The sequence below is a fragment of the Mucilaginibacter sp. dw_454 genome (assembly GCF_018449775.1).
Lineage (GTDB): Bacteria > Bacteroidota > Bacteroidia > Sphingobacteriales > Sphingobacteriaceae > Mucilaginibacter.
On the sequence record NZ_JAAVVB010000001.1, the window covers coordinates 1,474,760 to 1,495,382 of the forward strand.

General features: G+C 41.8%; 18 protein-coding genes. 6 read left to right on the forward strand and 12 right to left on the reverse strand.

The genetic code is table 11. The features are described from left to right. Positions 1–90 precede the first annotated feature (90 nt). Positions 91–561 carry an Lrp/AsnC family transcriptional regulator gene (locus tag HB679_RS06650; RefSeq protein ID WP_214071259.1) on the reverse strand — a complete coding sequence of 157 codons (471 nt, stop codon included), beginning with the start codon at positions 559–561 and terminating at the stop codon, positions 91–93. A 122-nt stretch (positions 562–683) separates the two neighbouring features. Here HB679_RS06650 and HB679_RS06655 point away from each other — a divergent pair, with 122 nt between their 5' ends. From HB679_RS06655 to smpB, 3 genes are read left to right on the forward strand one after another with little or no spacing between them, the layout of a single operon-like run. Continuing rightward, positions 684–1,334, forward strand: coding sequence for a metal-dependent transcriptional regulator (locus tag HB679_RS06655; RefSeq protein WP_214071149.1), 651 nt, complete (start codon positions 684–686; stop codon positions 1,332–1,334). After that, positions 1,331–3,214 (forward strand): Nramp family divalent metal transporter, encoded by a 1,884-nt coding sequence (locus HB679_RS06660; RefSeq protein WP_214071150.1) that lies wholly within the window; start codon positions 1,331–1,333, stop codon positions 3,212–3,214. Before HB679_RS06655 ends, HB679_RS06660 begins: the two co-directional genes overlap by 4 nt. A 27-nt stretch (positions 3,215–3,241) precedes the next feature. Further along, positions 3,242–3,694: an SsrA-binding protein SmpB gene (gene smpB / locus HB679_RS06665; protein ID WP_214071151.1), complete on the forward strand. Its 453-nt coding sequence runs from the start codon at positions 3,242–3,244 to the stop codon at positions 3,692–3,694. A gap of 85 nt (positions 3,695–3,779) precedes the next feature. Here the strand turns inward: smpB and HB679_RS06670 are convergent, their stop codons facing one another. The 3 genes from HB679_RS06670 to HB679_RS06680 form a co-directional block, all read right to left on the reverse strand. Beyond that, a complete protein-coding gene (locus HB679_RS06670; protein WP_214071152.1) occupies positions 3,780–4,436 on the reverse strand; it encodes a protein-L-isoaspartate(D-aspartate) O-methyltransferase in 657 nt (218 codons plus the stop codon). A 143-nt stretch (positions 4,437–4,579) separates the two neighbouring features. After that, a complete protein-coding gene (priA, locus tag HB679_RS06675; RefSeq protein ID WP_346345134.1) occupies positions 4,580–7,072 on the reverse strand; it encodes a primosomal protein N' in 2,493 nt (830 codons plus the stop codon). After that, the gene (locus HB679_RS06680) at positions 7,072–7,455 is read right to left on the reverse strand and encodes a DUF423 domain-containing protein (RefSeq protein ID WP_214071153.1); all 384 of its coding nucleotides are present in this window, start codon (positions 7,453–7,455) and stop codon (positions 7,072–7,074) included. The genes priA and HB679_RS06680 overlap by 1 nt, the downstream gene beginning before the upstream one ends. Positions 7,456–7,542: 87 nt before the next feature. Between HB679_RS06680 and HB679_RS06685 the strand changes: the two genes are divergently transcribed. Continuing rightward, on the forward strand, positions 7,543–9,141 hold the full coding sequence (locus tag HB679_RS06685; RefSeq protein WP_214071154.1) for a hypothetical protein: 1,599 nt from the start codon (positions 7,543–7,545) through the stop codon (positions 9,139–9,141). Positions 9,142–9,255: 114 nt separating this feature from the next. Continuing rightward, positions 9,256–10,713: a DUF5723 family protein gene (locus tag HB679_RS06690; RefSeq protein WP_214071155.1), complete on the forward strand. Its 1,458-nt coding sequence runs from the start codon at positions 9,256–9,258 to the stop codon at positions 10,711–10,713. Here HB679_RS06690 and tsaB read toward each other — a convergent pair. From tsaB to mscL, 5 genes are all read right to left on the reverse strand, one after another. Next, a complete protein-coding gene (tsaB, locus tag HB679_RS06695; RefSeq protein ID WP_214071156.1) occupies positions 10,710–11,396 on the reverse strand; it encodes a tRNA (adenosine(37)-N6)-threonylcarbamoyltransferase complex dimerization subunit type 1 TsaB in 687 nt (228 codons plus the stop codon). The genes HB679_RS06690 and tsaB overlap by 4 nt on opposite strands. A 14-nt stretch (positions 11,397–11,410) precedes the next feature. Beyond that, on the reverse strand, positions 11,411–11,653 hold the full coding sequence (gene yidD, locus HB679_RS06700; protein WP_214071157.1) for a membrane protein insertion efficiency factor YidD: 243 nt from the start codon (positions 11,651–11,653) through the stop codon (positions 11,411–11,413). Then, complete coding sequence (locus HB679_RS06705; RefSeq protein WP_214071158.1) at positions 11,650–12,033, reverse strand: ribonuclease P protein component; 384 nt, start codon at positions 12,031–12,033, stop codon at positions 11,650–11,652. The genes yidD and HB679_RS06705 overlap by 4 nt, the downstream gene beginning before the upstream one ends. Before the next feature lie 74 nt (positions 12,034–12,107). Then, a complete protein-coding gene (gene rpmH / locus HB679_RS06710) occupies positions 12,108–12,266 on the reverse strand; it encodes a 50S ribosomal protein L34 (RefSeq protein ID WP_214071159.1) in 159 nt (52 codons plus the stop codon). A 338-nt stretch (positions 12,267–12,604) separates the two neighbouring features. Further along, positions 12,605–12,991, reverse strand: coding sequence for a large conductance mechanosensitive channel protein MscL (gene mscL / locus HB679_RS06715; protein ID WP_214071160.1), 387 nt, complete (start codon positions 12,989–12,991; stop codon positions 12,605–12,607). Positions 12,992–13,138: 147 nt separating this feature from the next. Here mscL and rpoN point away from each other — a divergent pair, with 147 nt between their 5' ends. Beyond that, a complete protein-coding gene (rpoN, locus tag HB679_RS06720) occupies positions 13,139–14,614 on the forward strand; it encodes an RNA polymerase factor sigma-54 (RefSeq protein ID WP_214071161.1) in 1,476 nt (491 codons plus the stop codon). A gap of 120 nt (positions 14,615–14,734) precedes the next feature. Here rpoN and HB679_RS06725 read toward each other — a convergent pair whose 3' ends face one another. From HB679_RS06725 to HB679_RS06735, 3 genes are all read right to left on the reverse strand, one after another. Further along, on the reverse strand, positions 14,735–15,748 hold the full coding sequence (locus HB679_RS06725) for a type IX secretion system membrane protein PorP/SprF (protein ID WP_214071162.1): 1,014 nt from the start codon (positions 15,746–15,748) through the stop codon (positions 14,735–14,737). Between the two features lie 191 nt (positions 15,749–15,939). Further along, the gene (locus HB679_RS06730; protein ID WP_214071163.1) at positions 15,940–18,372 is read right to left on the reverse strand and encodes a gliding motility-associated C-terminal domain-containing protein; all 2,433 of its coding nucleotides are present in this window, start codon (positions 18,370–18,372) and stop codon (positions 15,940–15,942) included. A 75-nt stretch (positions 18,373–18,447) separates the two neighbouring features. Further along, a complete protein-coding gene (locus tag HB679_RS06735; protein ID WP_214071164.1) occupies positions 18,448–20,475 on the reverse strand; it encodes a gliding motility-associated C-terminal domain-containing protein in 2,028 nt (675 codons plus the stop codon). Positions 20,476–20,623 lie beyond the last annotated feature (148 nt).

A 20,623-nucleotide genomic window follows, 5' to 3' on the forward strand; every position in this document is an offset into this window, starting at 1 on the left:
TAATATAACACATTGGTAAATCAACTTGGCGTTAATCACATTAATATAACAAATTGTTCATATCACCCTAACACATTCACCTGGCACTAATTAGTATTCCAACGGCACTATAGGTTCTTTTTTACTGGTCGACATGATCATCATCGTTTGGAAAGTTTTAACCACACTGATGCGGCTGATCTTTTCCATGATCAGTTGCTCATACGATTTAATGTCGCGCACATAAACTTTCAGTAAAAAGTCGCACTGGCCGGTTACGTGGTGGCACTCGGTTACTTCCTTGATCTTTTTTATCTCGGCAATAAAAGTGTGGATGGTATCTTTCTGATGAAAATCAAGCGATATCTGTATAAAGGTTTTAATGCCCAGGCCAAGTTTTTCCTCGTCTACCAGAGCATGATAGCTCTTTATATATTCGGCATTTTCCAGTTTACGCACGCGTTCAAGCGTTGGCGCCGGCGATAATCCGATCTCTGTCGAAAGCTGAAGATTAGTGATTCTTCCGTTCTCTTGTAAGGTTTTAAGTATTTGCAGGTCAATCCTGTCCAGTTCTGCAGCCATAACTACGTCGATAATTTTAAACAAAATACAAAATTATATTTTTCCAAAACAATAATCGTAAAATATTATTTTTTATTTCCAAATTTTTAGACAAGTCTAAAAAAACGATTAGATTTGTTTAAATGAATACACTAGCCGAAGAAAATTATTTAAAAGCCATTTATCACCTCTCGTTAAATGATTTAAACGTGAGTACCAACCAGATAGCTGCAGCACTATGCACCAAAGCAGCATCGGTTACAGATATGTTGAAAAAGTTGGCCGATAAGGAGCTGATCAACTATGAGCGGTATCAGGGAGTTACGCTTACTGCCGTTGGCGAAAAAATCGCTTTACAAATTATTCGCCGTCACCGACTTTGGGAATACTTTTTGGTAGAAAAGCTAAATTTTAAGTGGGATGAGGTACATGAGATGGCCGAAGAGTTGGAACACATTTCGTCGGTAGAGCTGGTTGATCGCCTGGATAAGTTTATGGATTATCCGAAACATGATCCGCATGGCGACCCGATACCAGACCGCGACGGAAATTTTAAAAAGCATGAATTAATACCGGTGGCATCTTTAAAATTAAACGAGGCGGGTATTATTTCAGGAGTGCGCGACCATTCGCCCGGTTTTTTACAGTACCTGGACAAACAACAGCTCATCATCGGCAAAAAAATAAAAATTACAGACATTATAGCATACGATAACTCTATGATATTACAAGTTGAAACAATCGCCATTCACATAAGCCGCGATGTGGCTAAAAATTTACTGGTAGCGATATGAGCGGCGGATTTAACGAATCATTAGGAAATGTGCACGGCTCGGTATCTACCGAAAATAAAACCGGTTGGAAAAAGATCCTGGCTTTTATAGGCCCGGCTTACCTGGTTAGCGTTGGTTACATGGACCCCGGCAATTGGGCCACGGATATTGCCGGCGGCAGTGCTTTTGGTTATAAACTGATCTGGGTGCTTTTCGCCTCAAACCTCATTGCTTTATTACTACAATCGCTATCGGCACGTTTAGGCATTGTGCGCGGACTGGATTTGGCGCAGGCATCAAAGATCACTTACCCGCGTTTTGTCAACCTGTGTCTTTATATATTGGCGCAGATAGCAATTATCGCGTGCGACCTGGCCGAGATCATTGGCATGGCCATTGGTTTAAACCTGCTGTTCCATCTGCCGTTAATATGGGGGGTATCCTTAACTATTACCGATACGTTACTCATGCTCTTCCTGATGAATAAAGGCATGCGTAAACTGGAAGGGTTTATCATATCAATGATTTTTATTGTTGGCTTATCTTTCCTGGTGGAGATGTTTATAGTAACCCCCGACGTGAAAGAGGTTGCTTTAGGTTTTATTCCGCATAATTTAACAGGCAACTCCTTATATATAGCCATAGGCATTATTGGTGCGACAGTTATGCCGCATAATCTTTACCTGCACTCGTCCCTGGTACAAACCCGACAAATTACGCGGACAGATAAAGGTTTAAAAACCGCTATCCGGTTCAATTTATTCGATACCGTAATAGCGCTTAACCTGGCCTTTCTGGTAAACGCTGCTATATTGATCCTGGCGGCAAGTGCGTTTTTCAAGAATGGCTATTTTCATATTGCTGAGATACAGGACGCCTACAAATTGCTCGAACATATTTTTGGCCGCACGGCTCCGGTATTATTCGCTATTGCGCTGATAGCCGCAGGGCAAAGCTCGACCATTACAGGTACGCTTGCAGGCCAGATCATCATGGAGGGGCATATCAACCTGCGCATTGAGCCTTGGTTACGCCGGTTGTTAACCCGTGTATTGGCTATTGTACCGGCTGTATTCACCATTATTTACGCGGGGCAGGATGGCTTGAGTAACCTACTAATTTTAAGTCAGGTGGTTTTGAGCTTACAGTTAGGTTTCGCGGTTATCCCATTGATTCATTTTACATCTGACAAGAAAAAGATGGGCAGCTTTGCCATCAGCACTCAAGTCAAATTCTTCGCCTGGTTAGCTGCGGGGCTAATTATCGCACTGAATGTTAAACTGATTTACGAGCAGATAAAAGAATGGGCGGCGATTTCGCCTGATACTGCTTTTTGGATGTACGTATTGGTGATACCTGTAGTAATTGGTATAGCATTGTTGTTGTTATATGTTTTCCTGCGTCCACTATTGTTCAAACATGCTGATGTGCCCACTTACATACCGCATGGTATAGCGAGCGAAATAGACAACCTGGAAGCGGTGGTTTACAATACCATTGGCGTTAGCATCGATTTTTCTGAAAACGACACCAATGCCATTCGGCACGCCATTATGCAGGGTGGCAAGAAGGCTAATTATATATTGATCCATGTGGTTGAAACTGCCGGAGCACGCTACTATGGCGACCAGGCTATGGACCACGAAACCCAAAGCGACGTAGACAATTTGGACCAATATGTAGCCGCTATACATAAATTAGGATATAAAGCCGAAGCAAAAATTGGCTACGGTACTGCTGCAAGCGCAATTGCCGACATTGTTAAAAGCCAACAAATTGATTTTATGGTGATGGGTTCGCATGGCCACAAAGCTTTAAAGGATTTAATATTTGGCACTACCGTAAACAAAGTACGCCATATGGTTAATATCCCGGTACTGGTAGTTAAGGCGCAGAAATAAATGCATTTTGCGTAAATTTGCACCGCAATGGCCGAAGAAAAGATTTACATCAAGAATAAAAAAGCATATTTTGAATATACTATCCTGGACAAATATACTGCCGGGCTAAAACTGCTGGGGACTGAGATCAAATCAATCCGTAGTGGTAAAGCCAACCTTAATGACGCGTTTTGCACGTTCATCAGCGGGCAACTTTATGTGCGCAACCTACATATTTCTGAATATACTTTCGGCTCATTTTACAACCACGAAGCCAAGCGCGACCGCGTGCTGCTTCTCAACAAAAAAGAGCTTAAAAAGCTACTAACCCGAGGTGAAGAGAAAGGACTGACCATTGTGCCATTAGCAATTTTCATCAGCGAACGCGGCTTTGCTAAACTAGAGATAGCGCTGGCACAGGGTAAAAAGACTTTCGATAAACGCGAAACCCTTAAAGAGCGCGACACTAAAGTGGAGATTGACAGGGCGTTGAAAAGGTAATTTGATATCGAATTTCGGATTTCCTAAAAATTACTTGTCATTCTGAGCATAGCGAAGAATGACAAATCTGGTATTTAGGGTTTTTCTACCAGGCCCGTTCCCCCACCAAAGGTACAAACCTAAAAGTATCTAATACATGGCGCTCATAATCATGTGCGCTTGTTTTAAGAATGGTTACCATTTGTTGCGATTTTTCGTCGCCTACCGGAATAACCAGTGTACCACCTATATTTAATTGGCCCAATAATGTTTCAGGCACCGTAGGTGCACCTGCGGTAACAATGATCTTGTCGTAAGGCGCATGGCTGGCGATACCTTTTGAGCCGTCGCCTAAAAAGAAATGAGCCTTGTAGCCCATTCGGGGTAGTAGACTTCGGGTGCGTTCAAAAAGTTTCTCCTGGCGCTCGATAGTAAAAACCTTGGCGCCTACTTCCATCAGCACACAAGTTTGATAACCACAACCGGTACCAATCTCCAATACCTTATCACCTTTTTTAATATGGAGCAATTCTGTTTGATAAGCTACCGTGTAGGGCTGCGAGATAGTTTGCCCCTCGCCTATTGGGAAGGCGATGTCTTTGTAAGCCTGGTTCCAGAAAGTTTCATCAAAAAAATAATGGCGTGTAACTTTGCTTATGGCTTGTAAAACAGGCTCGTCTTCAATCCCCTTTTTTCTTAACTCCTCGACCAGTTTTTTGCGGGCGCCTTGCTCGCGGTAATTATCAACGTATTTATATGCCATGACACGATTTACTGGCACTAAATTATACTAAAATTCGGTGATTTTTGTTAATTCAACGAGTTACGAGGAGAAATCTTATACAACTCGCATAGTGTGAATGAATTTCGTTTTGCACCTATTTTCGAGGCTCAGTTAATAGCACTTTAGTACGGGTCCACATCAGGCTGCACGATACTACCCTTGCTCAACTTTGTAGTCTGAAACTGGGTGATGATATCGCGAATAGTTGTCTTAACCTTATTAATAGATACCCCATCTTTTTCAAACTTGAGCATGATGGACTGAATATAGTAATTGCGGATCCGGCTAACCAACGGTACCTGCGGACCAACAACCCGGTCCTCACCAAAATGCTGGCGCAATTCTTTGCCCAGGTAGGTGGCCTGGTTATATAAGATCTCTGGGTCCTTGTGTTTTATATCCAGGTTGATGATACGGTAAAATGGCGGATAATGAAAAGCCTTTCGCTCTTCCATCTCGGTAAAATAAAGGTCGCTATAGTTGTTTTCTATTACCTGTTTGATCACCCGGTGTGTAGGGTCGTAAGTTTGAATAACCACCTTCCCTTGCTTGCCGCGACGCCCTGCCCTGCCGCTAACCTGGGCCAACATCTGGAAACTACGCTCGTTGGCACGATAGTCTGGATATTTAAGCAGGCTATCAGCGCTAATGATACCGATGACAGTCACATCTGCAAAGTCAAGTCCTTTGGCTACCATTTGGGTGCCTATTAGCACATCAATCTTCTTCTCTTCCAGGTCATTCAGAATATTTTGAAGCGAGTTACGCGAACGCGTGGTATCCAGGTCCATGCGTGCCAGACGTGCCTCAGGCAAAAGCAGGCTCAATTCATCTTCTACCTTCTCGGTACCAAAACCACGATATTCCAATTGTGTTGAGCCACAAGCCGGGCAAATAGAAGGCGAGTCTTCCTTATAGCCGCAATAATGGCAATGCAGCTTGCCGGTATGTTTATGAAAGGTAAGGCTAACATCGCAGTTGATACACTTTGGCGTGTAGGCGCAGATCTTGCATAAAAGCACTGGCGCATAGCCCCTGCGGTTTTGAAACAGGATCACCTGCTCTTTATTGGCGAGTGCGGTCTGCATATCGGCCATTAAAACGCTGGTAAAATGTGATTGGATAGTTTTCTTCTTTGTTTCTTCTGCTATGCTTACTACCTCAATAGTCGGCAGTTCTACACCGCCATAGCGTTCGGTTAATTCAGCAAAGCCATACTTGTGTGTACGTGCATTAAAGTAGCTTTCAAAAGATGGAGTAGCCGACCCTAATAGCACTTTACCCCCATGCAAATTAGCCAGGAAGATTGCCGCATCGCGCGCATTATAGCGCGGAGCCGGGTCAAATTGTTTGTAGGACGTCTCGTGCTCCTCGTCTACAATAATTAAACCCAGATCAGCAAATGGCAAAAACACTGACGAGCGTGCGCCGAGCACTACTTTATACTCATTGTTCAATACCTTTTGCCAAACTTCTACCCGCTCGTTATCATTAAACCGTGAGTGATAGACACCTATATTGGCTCCGAAATATTGGCGCAATCTTTCTATAACGTGAGTAGTCAGTGCAATCTCCGGCAACAGGTATAACACTTGTTTTCCCTGCGCTATAGCCTGTTCAATTAGCCTGATATAGATCTGTGTTTTGCCAGACGAAGTAACACCATGTAGCAACACCACATCCTTTTGCGTAAACTGCGCTTTAACGGTATCTAAAGTCGTTTGCTGGTGTTCGCTTAATTTAAAATTGGCATCCAGAAATTCTTCCTCATAAAAAAGGCGACTTACATTGCGCTCTTCGGCTATAAATACTTCTTTTTCTATCAGAGAATTAATGCTCGATGCGCCGGCGCCGCTCTCTTCTACCAGTTCATTTTTGGAAATGGTTTTTTGGTGACGGGCCAGTTTCATGTAGGCCAAAACCGCGTCGGCTTGTTTGGGTGCCCGCTTTTCTAATATACCAAATAGCTCTTTCAGGTTTTCCTGGTTTTGATAAACCGGATTAAGAGTCAGAAAAGTGCGTTTGCGTGGTTTATAACGGTCGCTTACTTCTTCAGATATATTGATGATATTCTTTTCGAATAAACCTTTCAGCAACGGCATTACCGTTTTTTGGCTTAGCAGTTTAGAGATATCGCTAATGGTCAGTTCAGGCTGGATCTCTAAAGCTTCAACAATCAAAAATTCCTTGTCGTGCAATATAGATTTATCATACTCAAATTCTTTATTGAGCACAATCCTAGTTTCACTGGCAAGTTTAAGGGCCGATGGCAGGGCTGCGTTCATCACCTCGCCATCGTAACACATGTAATAATCGCCCAGCCACTTCCAGAATTGCAGTTGATGATTGGTCACCACCGGTCGATCGTCTAATATCTCCAATAAATATTTGGCTTCATATTTTTCTGGCGGATACTCGTTAATAGCTGATACTACGGCCGTATACAACTTGCTTTTACCAAACTGCACTACCACACGCTTGCCGATAGCAATTACATTATTCAGCTCGTACGGCACCCTATAGGTATAGTTTTTAGCTATCGCCAGCGGCAAAACTACTTCAACAAAAAGCGTCTTCCTGTCTATATGTTGGCCCTCGGTAAATTCAAGCATCATTATTTACTCTTAGAAGCGGCAACAGCAAGCGATGCCCATCCGCCTATAAATAACAAACCACCAATCGGTGTTATAGGGCCAATAACGCTGGCCTTTAAATTTAAAATATCCCGACAGGCTAACAGGTATAATGATCCTGAAAAAAAGACAATACCAAACGTAAACAAATAATAGGCAGCTGTTGTCCAACTGGTTTTATTTTTAGCCAGTACCGATAAGAATAATAAAGCAAAAACGTGGTAAAAATTATACTCCACCGCGGTGTGCCAGATCTGCAGTTGATCGGGAGCTATCATTGTTTTCAATCCGTGTGCCCCAAAGGCGCCGGCTATCACGGCAATCATGCCGAATAATGCTGCGGTAATAACGATAGATTTATTCATATTATTCAGAAGGCTAAGTTAACCAATTGAAACTATTACTTGAATGGATGGTGCTAAAAATCTAACTTGCACCGTAATCTAATTACAATGAAGCGACTAATTGTTATCACAACACTTTTGGTACTGGCAACGGCCGGCATCACAGTCGTTTATTTCAGGAATTTAAATACACCGGGGTTGCATACCACCCAAACCATGCGTACCATTCCGGACAACGCGGCGCTGGTTTTTGAGTTTAATAACGACGACAGCTTTTATGATATTTTTAACGGCAACAAGCTATTTGCTGCCGTTATTGGCCATGAACAATTGGGCGAACTGGATACCCTGCACGACCAGCTATTTAAGGACCCGGTACTACAAAAATTCTTTAACGGGCAAAATGCTTTTATCTCGCTGCATCCCATGGCCGATAAATCAATCGGCTTGCTCATTACTACCGCAGCTATCAAGAATTTCAATCCCGACGATATTGATCAATTAACCGTTAAAACCAACAAAGGCCTGGTGGTTACGCCTACCACTTTTAATGGCAAAAAAGGTTATGTGATCTACTCCTCCATTTTGAAAAAACGTTTTTATTTATTGAACAAGGAGGACGGTATCTACACAGGCAGTTTCTCCAAGGACTTAATTGAACTGAGCGCAAAATACATCGCCCCGAAAGACAATAAAGCTTTCATGGCCCTGCCTGAACAGCAAAACACTAACTCATTGGCTAATTTATATATCAATTACCACAATTTAAATCCATTTTTTGCGGTGTTGTTTAATAATCAGAATACTGATATTTTTAAATGCTTTAAGCTGTTTCCGGCCCTGGCAGCCCTCAATTTAAATTTCAAAAGTGATGCTTTGCTATTTACCGGTTTTTCGAATATTGAAACCGACCAGCCAACCAGTTACCTTAACCTGTTTACTAACCAGCAACCTGTCGCCAATAATTTGAAAGATATCTTCCCCTCGACTACGGCTTATAGCATTTGCTTTTCGATGTCAGATCCAATAAAGTTTAAGTCTGATTTGTCTGCCTGGTACACCAAAGCCAAAATGCAAACCGAGAAGGACTCCATCTTCGCAAGGATTAAGTCTGAGACAGGTGTTAATTTAATTACGGAGTTCAACCAATCTTTAGGTCAGGAATTTGCTGTAGTAACTACCAAATACATGGAGAAATATGCCATTGTGAGTTTAAAAGATGGCTCGGCCTTTAAACCCATAATGAAGAATATCAGCACCATGACTACCGACGAAATTGGCCAGGTTAACTACCGCAAGCTACCTTTCTTTTTGTTGGGCGATGCATTTAGCCTTTTTAATCGCCCCTGGTTTATGGTGGTAGACAACTATCTTGTTTTAGCTAACAGCCAATCAGAACTGAGCAGTTATCACGATTACTACTTCAACCAAAAACTACAAAGTAAATCTAAGCAATACAATCAGTTTGCCGATTTGCTGGCCGAGCGTAGTAATGTTAGCTGGTACATCAACTTTAAAAACGCGCAACCTATTTTGGAGCGCGACCTGGCTGATGATTTCTATCACGACTTTAAAACCGACGAAACCGGCTGGAAGAATTTTTACGGAGCATCATATCAGTTAATTTCGTCAAACAAAAACTTTTACACCAGCTTTTGCATGAGTTTGAATCAACCCGACTCCGTTGCTACAAAAACAGTAAAATAATCATACCTGGTTACATATTTAACTCTAAAACAAAAATTGATTTTATTTTAGCTTAAATTGATTTGGAGTTTTATCTTTAAAAAAGTATACCCCCTGTTAGCTTATTAATATTAAATGAAAAAAAGTCTACTTGTCTGCCTCCTTTTTCTAGCTACGATTAAGGTTTTTGGGCAACGGTTTGCACAATACAATACAGGTTCATTATACGATTCGTTCGAGAATCCGTCGCAACGCGCTTTTATCCCTGACACAACAAAGCAGTTTGCTTTTAACTTTCTTATACCAAACTTCGATGCTAATCTGTTACTTACCGGCAATGGCCAGGAAGCTTTAAAGACCCGCTTGTTCAATAACTATTATAATACCGCTAACCTGGTAACAGGCCAGCACGCTTACAACCGTTTTAACGTTAACGCCAATGTTTACACCATTATGTTAAAGGTTTTTACCAGCGAAGACGGCGACCAGGAAATGGGGGTATCACTAAATACCCGGGCAGAAGCGCGTGGTACTGCTACTGACGAATCTATAGCCTTTTTTAATGGGACTACCAATTTTCCGGCCAACAGTTATGCCAATGTATTCAATGATAATTTAAGTTACCAGGCTTATCATCAGCTAAGTTTCACTTACCGCGAGCAAGTTACCAGGCGTTTGGCAATCGGTTTTAAATTTAGCGCGCTGGCGGGTCTCGCCTATCGTAAAATCGACATAGATCAGTCGAGTGTTACATTTAATAAGAACGCAGATCAGGCAATGTTATATTTATCGGGCACCAATTATGCAAGTAATCAAAAAGGCGAATCAACTGCAGAAAAAGCTTTCCCGTTTTTAACTAATCCGGGCGCATCAGTTAGTATTGGCACCACTTATTTAGATGAAAGCGGTTTTAAATGGCAGGGCAACATCAAGAATCTTGGCTTTATACGTTGGTCAGGTAAATCGTACATTTCCACTTTTAGCGGCAGCACCTTAATCAATAACTTTTCGAGTGCCCAACGCGAAGACATTATTACACATAGTCTTGACAGCTTAACCACCGGCTCCAACAAAAATAAGAGCTTTGTTAGCCCTACCAATGGATTGCTGGAATTAAGCATTAACAAAACATGGTGGCTTAATGACGATGGCTATCTCAAATTTTCGCCAACACTAATAGGTTCTAAAGAGCTTTTTTATAATGGCTTTACGGCGGCCCTGGTTGCGCCGCTGCAATTTGGTACCCGCAGCATAGCGCTTACTACAACTTATGACGAGTTAAAGGCGGCCAACCTGGGTTTTCAATACATGAGCAAGTCTGAAAATTCTGAATTTTTTATAGGTAGCGAGCGTTTGCTAAGTACAGTAAATTTTATTCATACAGCTACCCAAGGAACTTTAGATAATAAATCTCAACTCAAAACACCGGCAACGAGTTTTACGGGTTTAGACTTCTATATTGGTGTGTCATTTAAATTTGGACAACTAATAGAGCGCAGGATGAACTCGAGCAGAATAGGCCCGGCCGGCGATAAAGGATTTTTTGGCAAGATCTGGGATGGTATGTTCGGCAAAAAAGACCCTAACTACTAAACCTTTTTTTGCGTTACCAGGAAATCTTTCAGGTAAAATGGCTCGAAGTAGGCCATATCTTCAAATTGCGCGGCAGCATATTTTTGTAGCGCTTTGTTGTTAAGGTAAGTGGCAGAGTTTGAAAATTCAGTATTGAATATCGCGTTAGGATTATCGCCCAAAGTTGACCGGCATTTCTCGGCGCCATCTCCAAAAAACAATATTTTGTGCGCTAATAATTGTTCGCTAAAACTATGCTCGTCAATTATTTCTGCCGATGTTGGTTTCACTACGCTTCCGTTAGCATCAAATAAAGCGGTATAAACTTCCATCCGGCGCGCATCAATCATGGGGCATAGCAAAACATCAGGGGCAACGCAGGTTTCGGCTAATATACCATGGGCCATCGACTCCAGGGTCTCTATCGCAATCAAAGGCTTATCTAACGCAAAACAAAGCCCTTTAGCTGTAGATACCCCTATGCGTAAACCCGTGTAAGATCCCGGTCCACTGCTTACGGCAACCGCATCAATATGGGCATACGTTAAACCGCTACTACTTACCAATTCCTCTACAAACAAAGTAATTACCCCGGCGTGGATATTACGCTCATTTAATTGCTTTACGGCTATAGTCTCGCCATTTTTTGCTAACGATACGGAGCAAACGGTTGTCGCAGTTTCTATTTGAAGAATAATACTCATTTTATAAATTGTACTTAAGGCACCGGATCATGACCGTGCCCACCCCAGGGATTACAGCTGGCAATGCGTTTCAAAGTTAACCATCCGCCTTTAAAGGCACCATGTTTTTTTATAGCCTCTACCCCATATTGCGAGCAGGTTGGCGTATAACGGCAAGAAGCCCCTGTAAGCGGCGATATAAAATATTGATAGATGCGTATCAGCAAAACAAAGAAAGCACCTATAAGCGCCTTGAATGAGCGTATCAATGCATTCATTTTATCACATCAGTACTAAGCTGAATTAAAAGTTTCAGCATTTTCTTTTCCATCAAATCATAATCGGCAATTTCTTTGCCAATATAACCTACCGATAATATAATTTGCTTGCCGGCATCAATAAGCGGAGTATAAAGTTGAGCTTGTTTATTTAAACGGTAAGCTTCGCGTATGCGGCGTTTGATCAGATTACGATCAACCGCGTGTTTAAATCGCCTTTTTGAAACTGAGAAAACTATTTGTACGGGAAACTTTTGCGGCTGCGTTGCAGCCTGCCAGGAGGCTTTGAAGGGGTAACATAAAAAAGAAGAACCGCCATGAAAAAGCCCATCAATGAGCCTTTTATTGCATAACCGTTCTTCTTTTGTAAAGGTGTACATAGCTACTAATTATGAACCGTAAGTTAAAACAGGTTCAAACCCCTTGAAAAACAAGAGAGCAAGTAACCAAATATCTATGCTTTGTGGCGACCTTCGCTTGACACTGTTAGTCTTTTTCTGCCTTTAGCTCTTCTTGCAGCTAATATTCTTCTGCCGTTAGCTGTTGACATGCGCTCACGGAAACCGTGTTTATTTCTTCTTTTTCTTTGAGAAGGCTGGAACGTTCTTTTCATGACTTTTTATTCTATTTGTTTTTAAAAAACAAGAGCGCAAATGTAGCGTAATTTTTTAGTTTTTCAAACAGAGTTTTAAAAAAACTTATCAGCGGCACGTTGATAAGTTTTGATTGCTTTTTAAAAATCTCTTAAATGTTGTTAAAAAAAATTTAAGCATCGTTGAAAAGGCAGAAATCAAGTGATCCAAAAATGACTTAAAAGTCATAAAAACTGATCCAAAGTGATCCAACTATTAATAATTTTTATTCAATTATCTAATTGTCAGATATTTGTCTTTTAAATCTGATCCAATTGATCCACATTCTCGCGTGGATCACCACACCGGTGGTTCTTTATTATTTCTTCGCTAACAAGTCGCGTATCTCTGTAAGTAATAGTTCTTCTTTTGTTGGTTCAGGTGCGGATACCGGGGCAACTTCTTCTTTCTTCTTAGTGGCATTAATAGCCAGAATTATGGCAAACAAGGCAATCGCCACTATGATGAATGATATACACTGCGACAGGAAGTTACCGTACTTAATAGCCGTGCCGGGTATTACCAATTGAGACAGGTTGGTCAAATGTGCTGCGGTCAGGGCAGGTTTAAGTATAGCCGGGGTGATGATATCATCAACCAGTGAGCTTACAATCTTGCCAAAAGCAGCACCAATTACAACAGCAACTGCCAGGTCAACCACGTTGCCACGCATGGCAAACTCTTTAAATTCTTTTACAATAGCCATAGTTTTAAAGTTATAAGTTAAAGTTATCATAAAATTATTGACTCGTCCAAACAAATGTTGCTTTTAGGTATTTATGGTAAAACCGCTTTCATAATAAACAGTTTTAATTTATGGGTAATTGATGTAGATTTGCCCTGTATCTGATTTATGCTTAAACAAAACCTTCAACAAAAACTACTACAAAAGCTATCGCCCCAGCAGATACAATTTATCAAGCTGCTGCAGGTGCCTACCGTGTCTTTAGATACACGGATTAAAGAAGAGCTGGAAGAGAACCCGGCTTTGGAGGATTTGAGCTTAACCAACCTTAACGAACCCGAAGAACAATATCCCGACCGCGACCCCGACGAAGACAATTACAATAACGATGAGGAACGCGGCGAGGCAGATGAGTTTAATATTGACGATTACCTGCAGGAAGATAACGTAAACGACTACGGATCGCGCTATGACCAGAATGGCGAGGACGAGGACGATCGTAAAGAGATACCTTTTGCCGTACAAAGCTCGTTTTTCGAGATGCTGCAGGCTCAGTTAGATATGTTACCCATGTCTGACAAAGACTTCAAAATAGCCAACCAGATTATAGGCAGTTTGGATGACGATGGTTATCTGCGCCGCCCTATTACATCACTTACCGACGACCTGGCATTTTCGCAAAACGTAATGGCCGAGGATGAGGAGGTTGAGGATATGCTAAAGCTGATTCAAAGCTTTGACCCTCCCGGCATTGGCGCACGCAGCCTGCAGGAATGCCTGCTAATACAACTGCGCCGCAAGGACATTAATGATCCTATTATCGTCAAAGCTATTTTGGTAGTTGAGCATTACCTGGAAGAGTTTACCCGCAAGCACTACGACAAACTGGAAAAATCATTAAACATGACCTCGATTGAATTGCGTGGTGTGGTGAATGAGATCCTGAAGCTTAACCCGAAACCGGGTGACTCGAATGAAGTAAATACCAAGCAGATGCAGGTTATTCCTGATTTCCATATCAAGAATAGCGATGGTGTACTGATATTAACTTTGAATTCAAAGAATGCTCCTGAGCTGCGTGTAAGCCGCTCATACCAGGAGATGTTTCAGCACTACGATAAAGCATCGCAAAAAGATAAAAAGTTAAAAGAAGCAGTACAGTTTGTAAAGCAAAAGCTCGACTCGGCAAAGTGGTTTATCGATGCTATTAAGCAGCGCCAGCAAACCCTGCTGAAGACCATGAATGCCATTATGCATTACCAGTACGATTTCTTTTTAACCGGCGATGACAAGAACTTAAAACCGATGATATTGAAAGACATTGCCGATAAGATAGGCATGGATATTTCGACAGTATCGCGCGTTGCAAATTCAAAGTACGTTCAAACAGAGCATGGCACCTACCTTTTAAAGTCTTTCTTCTCTGAAGCTATCCAAACCGAAAGCGGCGAAGAAGTATCAAATAAAGAGGTTAAGAAGATCCTTGAAGAGCACATTGGAAAAGAAGACAAACGCCATCCCCTGGCCGACGAAAAACTAACCGAGATACTGAAAGATGCCGGCTACAACATAGCCCGCCGTACGGTAGCCAAATACCGTGAGCAGATGAATATCCCTGTAGCAAGGCTGAGGAAAGAACTGTAGGTTTAAGAGTCGAGAATCAAGAGGCTGTATTTTCATAAATAACAAAGCCCTTTAGTTAACACTAAAGGGCTTTTACTTTATCTTAATTCTTGTTTCTAAACTCTTGGCTCTATATTAAAATCAGTGTTGAGGGCAAGTAACTTTATATCTGTTATTAAGTAACAAACCAATCACAATTTCATGAGTGCCGTTACTTACTGTGTTTAATGACGAAGTAGTAATATCATATGAATAACCCACGTTGATAAATGAGCTCAGGTTAAAACCGGCAAGGATACCGAATGAATCGTTATGGCGGTATGATCCACCTAACCAGAACTTATCCTGAAACGAAGCTTTTAAGTTAAGATCATAAGTTAATGGTACAGGCTGGATTTCTTTAATCAGAAAGGAAGGCAACAATGTTATATCATCAGATAAATAAACCTTGGTACCTGCTGTGAGAAAGTAATGCGGCACAGTTTTACTCACATCAAGCTGTGTAGTAGATGTACTGAAATACAGGTTTTGCTTTAGCAATTGCTGCACAGATAAACCCACATAAAAATCAGCAGCATATAACCAGGTACCTATGCCCAAATCAGGTTTCCATTGGCTGTTATTGCCATTGGCTATCGCAGGATCGAGTGGAGTAGCTAACGTTATTTCTGAGGTATTTAAACTTACATGATTAAAGCCCGCAGCAACACCCAAAGCAAGATTTAAACGCGGCGCTAAGCCGATATGATAAGCATAATCTACCGCTATGTTTGTTTGGGTAATTGGGCCGGCTTTGTCTGTAACCAATGTAAAGCCAATGCCATGATGCGGTGCCGAAGCCTGGTAATTTTGTGTGTAAAGCCTGCTTGATGGATTAACGCCTCCCCCACCTGGAAATGAGGTTGCGTCACCCTCGGTGAAATCAGTGCCGATAGGTGCATTTACAGATAAAAAACTGGTTACTGGTGCACCGTTTAAGCCTGTCCACTGGGCACGATAACCTAGTTTGGCGTCGGTATAATTTTCTATACCCGTAACTGCCGGATTTAATAAAATATTATTGAATACGTATTGGGTATATTGCGGCAATTGTTGTGCAGTAGCCGTTTCAATTGTGACTATAAAAAACACCAATAAAAGTAGATTTCTCTTCATCGAAAATTCAGGCCACGTATTACACACAAATCTCTACCGATTAATCAATAATTATCGATAAATAACTGGTTTAAAATAGATTTTATTTTATAAAACTATAATTAATTAACGAATATAATCTTTCTGCCTTAATCTCCTATATCACAGTAAATAAATATTTGTTCCTGGCTTTTTCCATTTACAACCACAAGCTATTTTATCAGCGCCAAATAGCCAGATACGGGTTTGAGGCCCTTACCAAGGCTTATCACATAATAATATGTACCCGCAGGCAATGTATTCCCCTTAAATCTACCATCCCAGGGCTTGCCATACCCTACCGAATAAAACACCTGTTGCCCATAGCGATTCATGATCTCTACCACACAGTTGGGATATTGACCTATTGCTTTAATTTCCCAGGTGTCGTTTATACCGTCGCTGTTAGGGGTGATAGCATTTGTTAAAATAAGCGGGCGGGGCATTATTGTAAACACACCTTCAACGTAGGCCATGACATAGTTAGCAGCTATGGCCCCTGCGGCAATAATAGGATATTTACCTACCGCCGATAAAATGGTAGCTGGTGTGGTAAGCGAGGGCAAAGTACTTAACTGGCTGGCATCTTCACCGTTTACAAAGCCTTTATAAGTTAAGGTAAGCGGCGGATTGGGGTCGTCATAAACACGGCTCTTATTATCGGCAATTATAGTTAAGGGCGCCGGCACAACTGCCAGGTCACTATTTTTGTACGTGATTATATAGTTACTTGCCAGAAAGGTGGTGCCAGACGCAGCAGATGGGCTTGCCGAACCAGGGTAAGTTCTCACCGGATCTGTCGCCGCACCACCGCTAGCAAAAGTCATCGTAATAAAACTCACCACATCGCCATTTTGAAGGCCGACAGCTACAAAATTAGTACTGTCTGCATTAACGGTTAATATTTTACCGTAGGTTTTATTGATATTTTTTGACGAAATAGCAAGTTGCGCCGGGGCAATCTGGCTTGGTGCCGTAGCAATTCTCACACTCCCTGTTACATTGCCGGCACTACTTATTACTACATCACCCGGCGGATAATCTTTTGCGGGCGAATTGGCCTTAAGGCGTATATAGATCTGTGTCGGCGGGACACCATCCCCAATTGGGTTTACCGTGATAGTATTGCTAAAGACTGTGTTGTCAATGCTTACTTCAAAACCATCAGGTGGGCTAACTAAAACACCTTCGGATACATTTGTACCAGAAACGGTGATACTTGCCGAAACCGATGGCGTGCCATAAACCGTCTGCATCATGGGCAAGGTTCCTGATGCGTTTATGGTTGGTGGGGTTGGTTCGACAGTAATAATATAAGTAGTTGGTTCGCCATAACAAGTTCCGGTAGTAGTAAACTTTCCAAAACCAAGTTTAGTTCCGCCTGCCAGAATCTTTTTTCCGGTAATCTGTAAGGTTTTGGTGTCAAAAACAACAACGCCACCATTTGCGTTAATCACATAAAATCTACTTCCTCCCAGGCCCGCCGCAATACCTCTATGAGCGTCACCGGTTGAAATATTACCTTTAAGCGACTGACTTGTCAAGTCTATCACAGAAACATTATCGTAAAAAAAGTTGTCTGCATATAGCGTTTTACCATCCGGGCTTATAGCCAAATTACCGAAACCTCCTTTAGCGTTTATTTGAAAGGTAGAATAAGTTCGCGACGCCACGTCATAAACGCGTACGTTGTTAACGATATCTAACCCCGCCTGGATTGCATCAGGCCGGTTTGTAGTATAGATTTTTGAATGATCCGGACTATAAACCATATCATAGCCATTCCAAAGCCCCGTAGTATCTACGATTGCGTTTGTGGCAATATCATAAACGCCTAAGTTGCTATAAATCTTAGTACCATCATCACTTACCAGTAAGGTATAAATATCGCCAATATTCTGGTTTGTACTACTTGTAAAACCATAAGGTATAGGAGTTAGTACTGTAACCTGTTCAGTTTGTAGATTGATGGCATACCAGCAATGTCCGGTGGTATTTGTCGCATATAGGTATTTATCGTCTTTACTAAGCGCTATACCCCAGGCTGCGGCCGGGGTAGCAGGCCCTGCTCCCGGAGGTTTTGGTAAACTAATGGTATGGTCTACTACATTATGAACAGCGTCGAACACTGTGATAAAGTCCAGGTCTTCGCTGGCGGTGTAAACCGTTTTGTCATCGGGAGTTATAACCGTACCATAAACATTCGAGTTAATTGGCAATGTGGTCACAATACTATTGTCAACCAGGTTTATAACTGAGAGTGTTTGTGCTGCCGAGTTGCCTACATAAGCAAACTGATGTTCAGGTATACTGGTAATAGTCACAGTGTCAATAATAGGTCTGGCTGTATTGTTGATAGCTTTAAAAGGCAAGATGTCGCCGGTACCTTGTGCCTGTGCTAAACCTATTGATGTATTTTTGTGGCTCCATTGAAAACTGCAGCCCGTGGCAGGCATCTTAATGGTTGTGGTAAAACTCCCATTCACTACTGTCTGGCCACTCTGCGCCGCTAACTTTACCGGCAAAAACAAACACAACGCGGTCACGGCAAAAAGCACAAAGCCCCTTAACCACTTACAAGCGCCGCAGTTTAAGTTGTATCTCAAGGTCTATAAAGAGCCTCTAATTTACTTAATTACCGCAAAACAAATACTACTATTTTATATCGATTTATAACAATATCATCGAATAATACTTAAATAACCAGTTAGCGGGCGCGAGTCTGGCTTTAATTTAATGATATAATAATAAGTACCCACAGGTAAGTCGCCGCCATTTTCAGTGCCATTCCAGGGTTTAGGGTAGCCGGTGGTGTAGAATACTTTCTGCCCGTATCTATTCAATACCTCTACCGTGCATGAGGTATATAAATTAAGATTTTTAATATCCCAGGTATCATTAATACCATCTCCATTCGGCGTAAATGCATTGGGCGTGCTAATATCTCCGGTAACAACCTCGAGTACACCAGGAAGATAAACTATTATGTAATTTTTATCAATAGCGCCGCTCACAGTGATAGGATACTTACCTATGGGTGAAGAAGCTACTGCAGTAGTAGTTATTTGCGGCAGGGTAGATAATTTAGCCGGGGTATCGCCATTTACAAAACCGGTATAACTGGCCGTTAAAACAGGAATTGGATCGCCCAAAAATTTGGTTTTATTATCAGCAGTAATATTTAATTGCGTAGTGAGCACAGTACCTTCGACAGGTACATTAATAGCCGTTGCGCCGGGGCTCGTCAGTTGAATATTCCCATTGTAGATTGCTACGTCAACATTACCTTTAAGGCGTACAAAAACCTGAGTTGCAGTTGTGTCGCCTGCGGCACCGACCAACAAAGTCGAGGTGAAGGTAATGTCATCTTTACTAACTTCAAAACCTGGTGGCGCGGTAACGGTAATGCCAGCTTTTAGGCCATTACCCGACACATTAATTACCTGCGAGGTTGACGATGCACCGTAATGAGCAGACGAAGCGGCAACCGTTCCAGGATCATTAATATTGGGTGATGGATTCACTGTTATATCAAACGAGATAGGAACTGTACTGCAACCTATCCCCGCAGATACAAAATTGCCGATTGAAATGGCCGATGAGCCGGTGGTTGCTATTGGGGGCAATATGGTTTCGGTTTGTGTGTCGATTACATATACATTGTCAGGATTTTGACAAGCTACATAAACCTCTTTACCATTCGGACTTACAGATATTCCATTAGGGCTACACGGCAGTATTATGGTGTGAAATGAATTATCTGCGGTATTAACTATTGAAATTTGATTTGAACTTGGATGGGTCACATAAACCTTATCACCTGCCGGCGAAACCGCTAAGGCATAGGGGCTAAAATTAACGGCAACAGTATTAACAGTATAAGTTGCAGCGTCAACAACAGATATAGAGCTTCTATTGCCATTGGTAATGTATATCTTACTTCCGTCCGGGCTTACTGCTATACCCGTTGGCCTCAAACTAATCTGAACTGTTTGTATCACCTGGTTATTTGAAGTATCAATCACATATAAAATACTCGTTGCGGTGTTACTCTCGGCGGTGACATAAAGGCGCGTACCATTGCTGTTTATAGCTATTCCGGTTGGGGTAATAATTCCCACTATAGAAGACATGACGACATCGTTTACCACATCAATTACAGAAATACTATTACTGCTTTCATTGGTAACGTAAGCCCACTTGCCATTTGGATTTGCTACTACCGATACTGCGTTACTGCCGACAGAAAAGGTTGAAATAACTTTGTTACTCGTAGCGTCTATGACAGAAACAGAGCCAGCCGGAGCCCTCCCTGAACTATTGTTAGAATTTACCACGTAAACCCTTCTGCCATCATTGCTAACTGATACCCCCCAGGGCTGGTTGCCGACAGAAATATCGGCAACGAATGCGTGAGTTGAAGTATTGATTACCGTAACATTATCTGAGCCAGAATTGGCGATATAAGCAAAGCCATCAGACGTTGAATGTGCAACTATGTGAGCGACAATAGGTTTGGTCCCGGTATTTACTGCAGTAAAAGATGGTATGTCACCCAATCCATTTGCGCCCAAGCCTATTTGGGGGTTATCATTGGTCCATTGATAAGAACAACCGCCGCTTGAAAATTGAATAGCAATTGTAGGGCTGCCATTATCTACAATTTGACTGGTTTGAAGATTTTGTGCCCATACTACCTTAAAACTCAACAGCAAACAAAGTGCAGTGACATAAAGCCGTGGGCTAAATGCATATCTAAACACTTTAATAATTGTTATTAAGTCCAAACTGATTAAATTCTCTATAAAGTTAAGATTGTAAACATTCAAAGTAACGCAACAATCATTTAACAGCCAC

Bases quoted from the DNA above. Each gene is read 5' to 3' on its own strand.
- HB679_RS06650 (WP_214071259.1), bottom strand. From the start codon at position 561: ATGGCTGCAGAACTGGACAGGATTGACCTGCAAATACTTAAAACCTTA.
- HB679_RS06655 (WP_214071149.1), top strand. From the start codon at position 684: ATGAATACACTAGCCGAAGAAAATTATTTAAAAGCCATTTATCACCTC.
- HB679_RS06660 (WP_214071150.1), top strand. From the start codon at position 1,331: ATGAGCGGCGGATTTAACGAATCATTAGGAAATGTGCACGGCTCGGTA.
- smpB (WP_214071151.1), top strand. From the start codon at position 3,242: ATGGCCGAAGAAAAGATTTACATCAAGAATAAAAAAGCATATTTTGAA.
- HB679_RS06670 (WP_214071152.1), bottom strand. From the start codon at position 4,436: ATGGCATATAAATACGTTGATAATTACCGCGAGCAAGGCGCCCGCAAA.
- priA (WP_346345134.1), bottom strand. From the start codon at position 7,072: ATGATGCTTGAATTTACCGAGGGCCAACATATAGACAGGAAGACGCTT.
- HB679_RS06680 (WP_214071153.1), bottom strand. From the start codon at position 7,455: ATGAATAAATCTATCGTTATTACCGCAGCATTATTCGGCATGATTGCC.
- HB679_RS06685 (WP_214071154.1), top strand. From the start codon at position 7,543: ATGAAGCGACTAATTGTTATCACAACACTTTTGGTACTGGCAACGGCC.
- HB679_RS06690 (WP_214071155.1), top strand. From the start codon at position 9,256: ATGAAAAAAAGTCTACTTGTCTGCCTCCTTTTTCTAGCTACGATTAAG.
- tsaB (WP_214071156.1), bottom strand. From the start codon at position 11,396: ATGAGTATTATTCTTCAAATAGAAACTGCGACAACCGTTTGCTCCGTA.
- yidD (WP_214071157.1), bottom strand. From the start codon at position 11,653: ATGAATGCATTGATACGCTCATTCAAGGCGCTTATAGGTGCTTTCTTT.
- HB679_RS06705 (WP_214071158.1), bottom strand. From the start codon at position 12,033: ATGTACACCTTTACAAAAGAAGAACGGTTATGCAATAAAAGGCTCATT.
- rpmH (WP_214071159.1), bottom strand. From the start codon at position 12,266: ATGAAAAGAACGTTCCAGCCTTCTCAAAGAAAAAGAAGAAATAAACAC.
- mscL (WP_214071160.1), bottom strand. From the start codon at position 12,991: ATGGCTATTGTAAAAGAATTTAAAGAGTTTGCCATGCGTGGCAACGTG.
- rpoN (WP_214071161.1), top strand. From the start codon at position 13,139: ATGCTTAAACAAAACCTTCAACAAAAACTACTACAAAAGCTATCGCCC.
- HB679_RS06725 (WP_214071162.1), bottom strand. From the start codon at position 15,748: ATGAAGAGAAATCTACTTTTATTGGTGTTTTTTATAGTCACAATTGAA.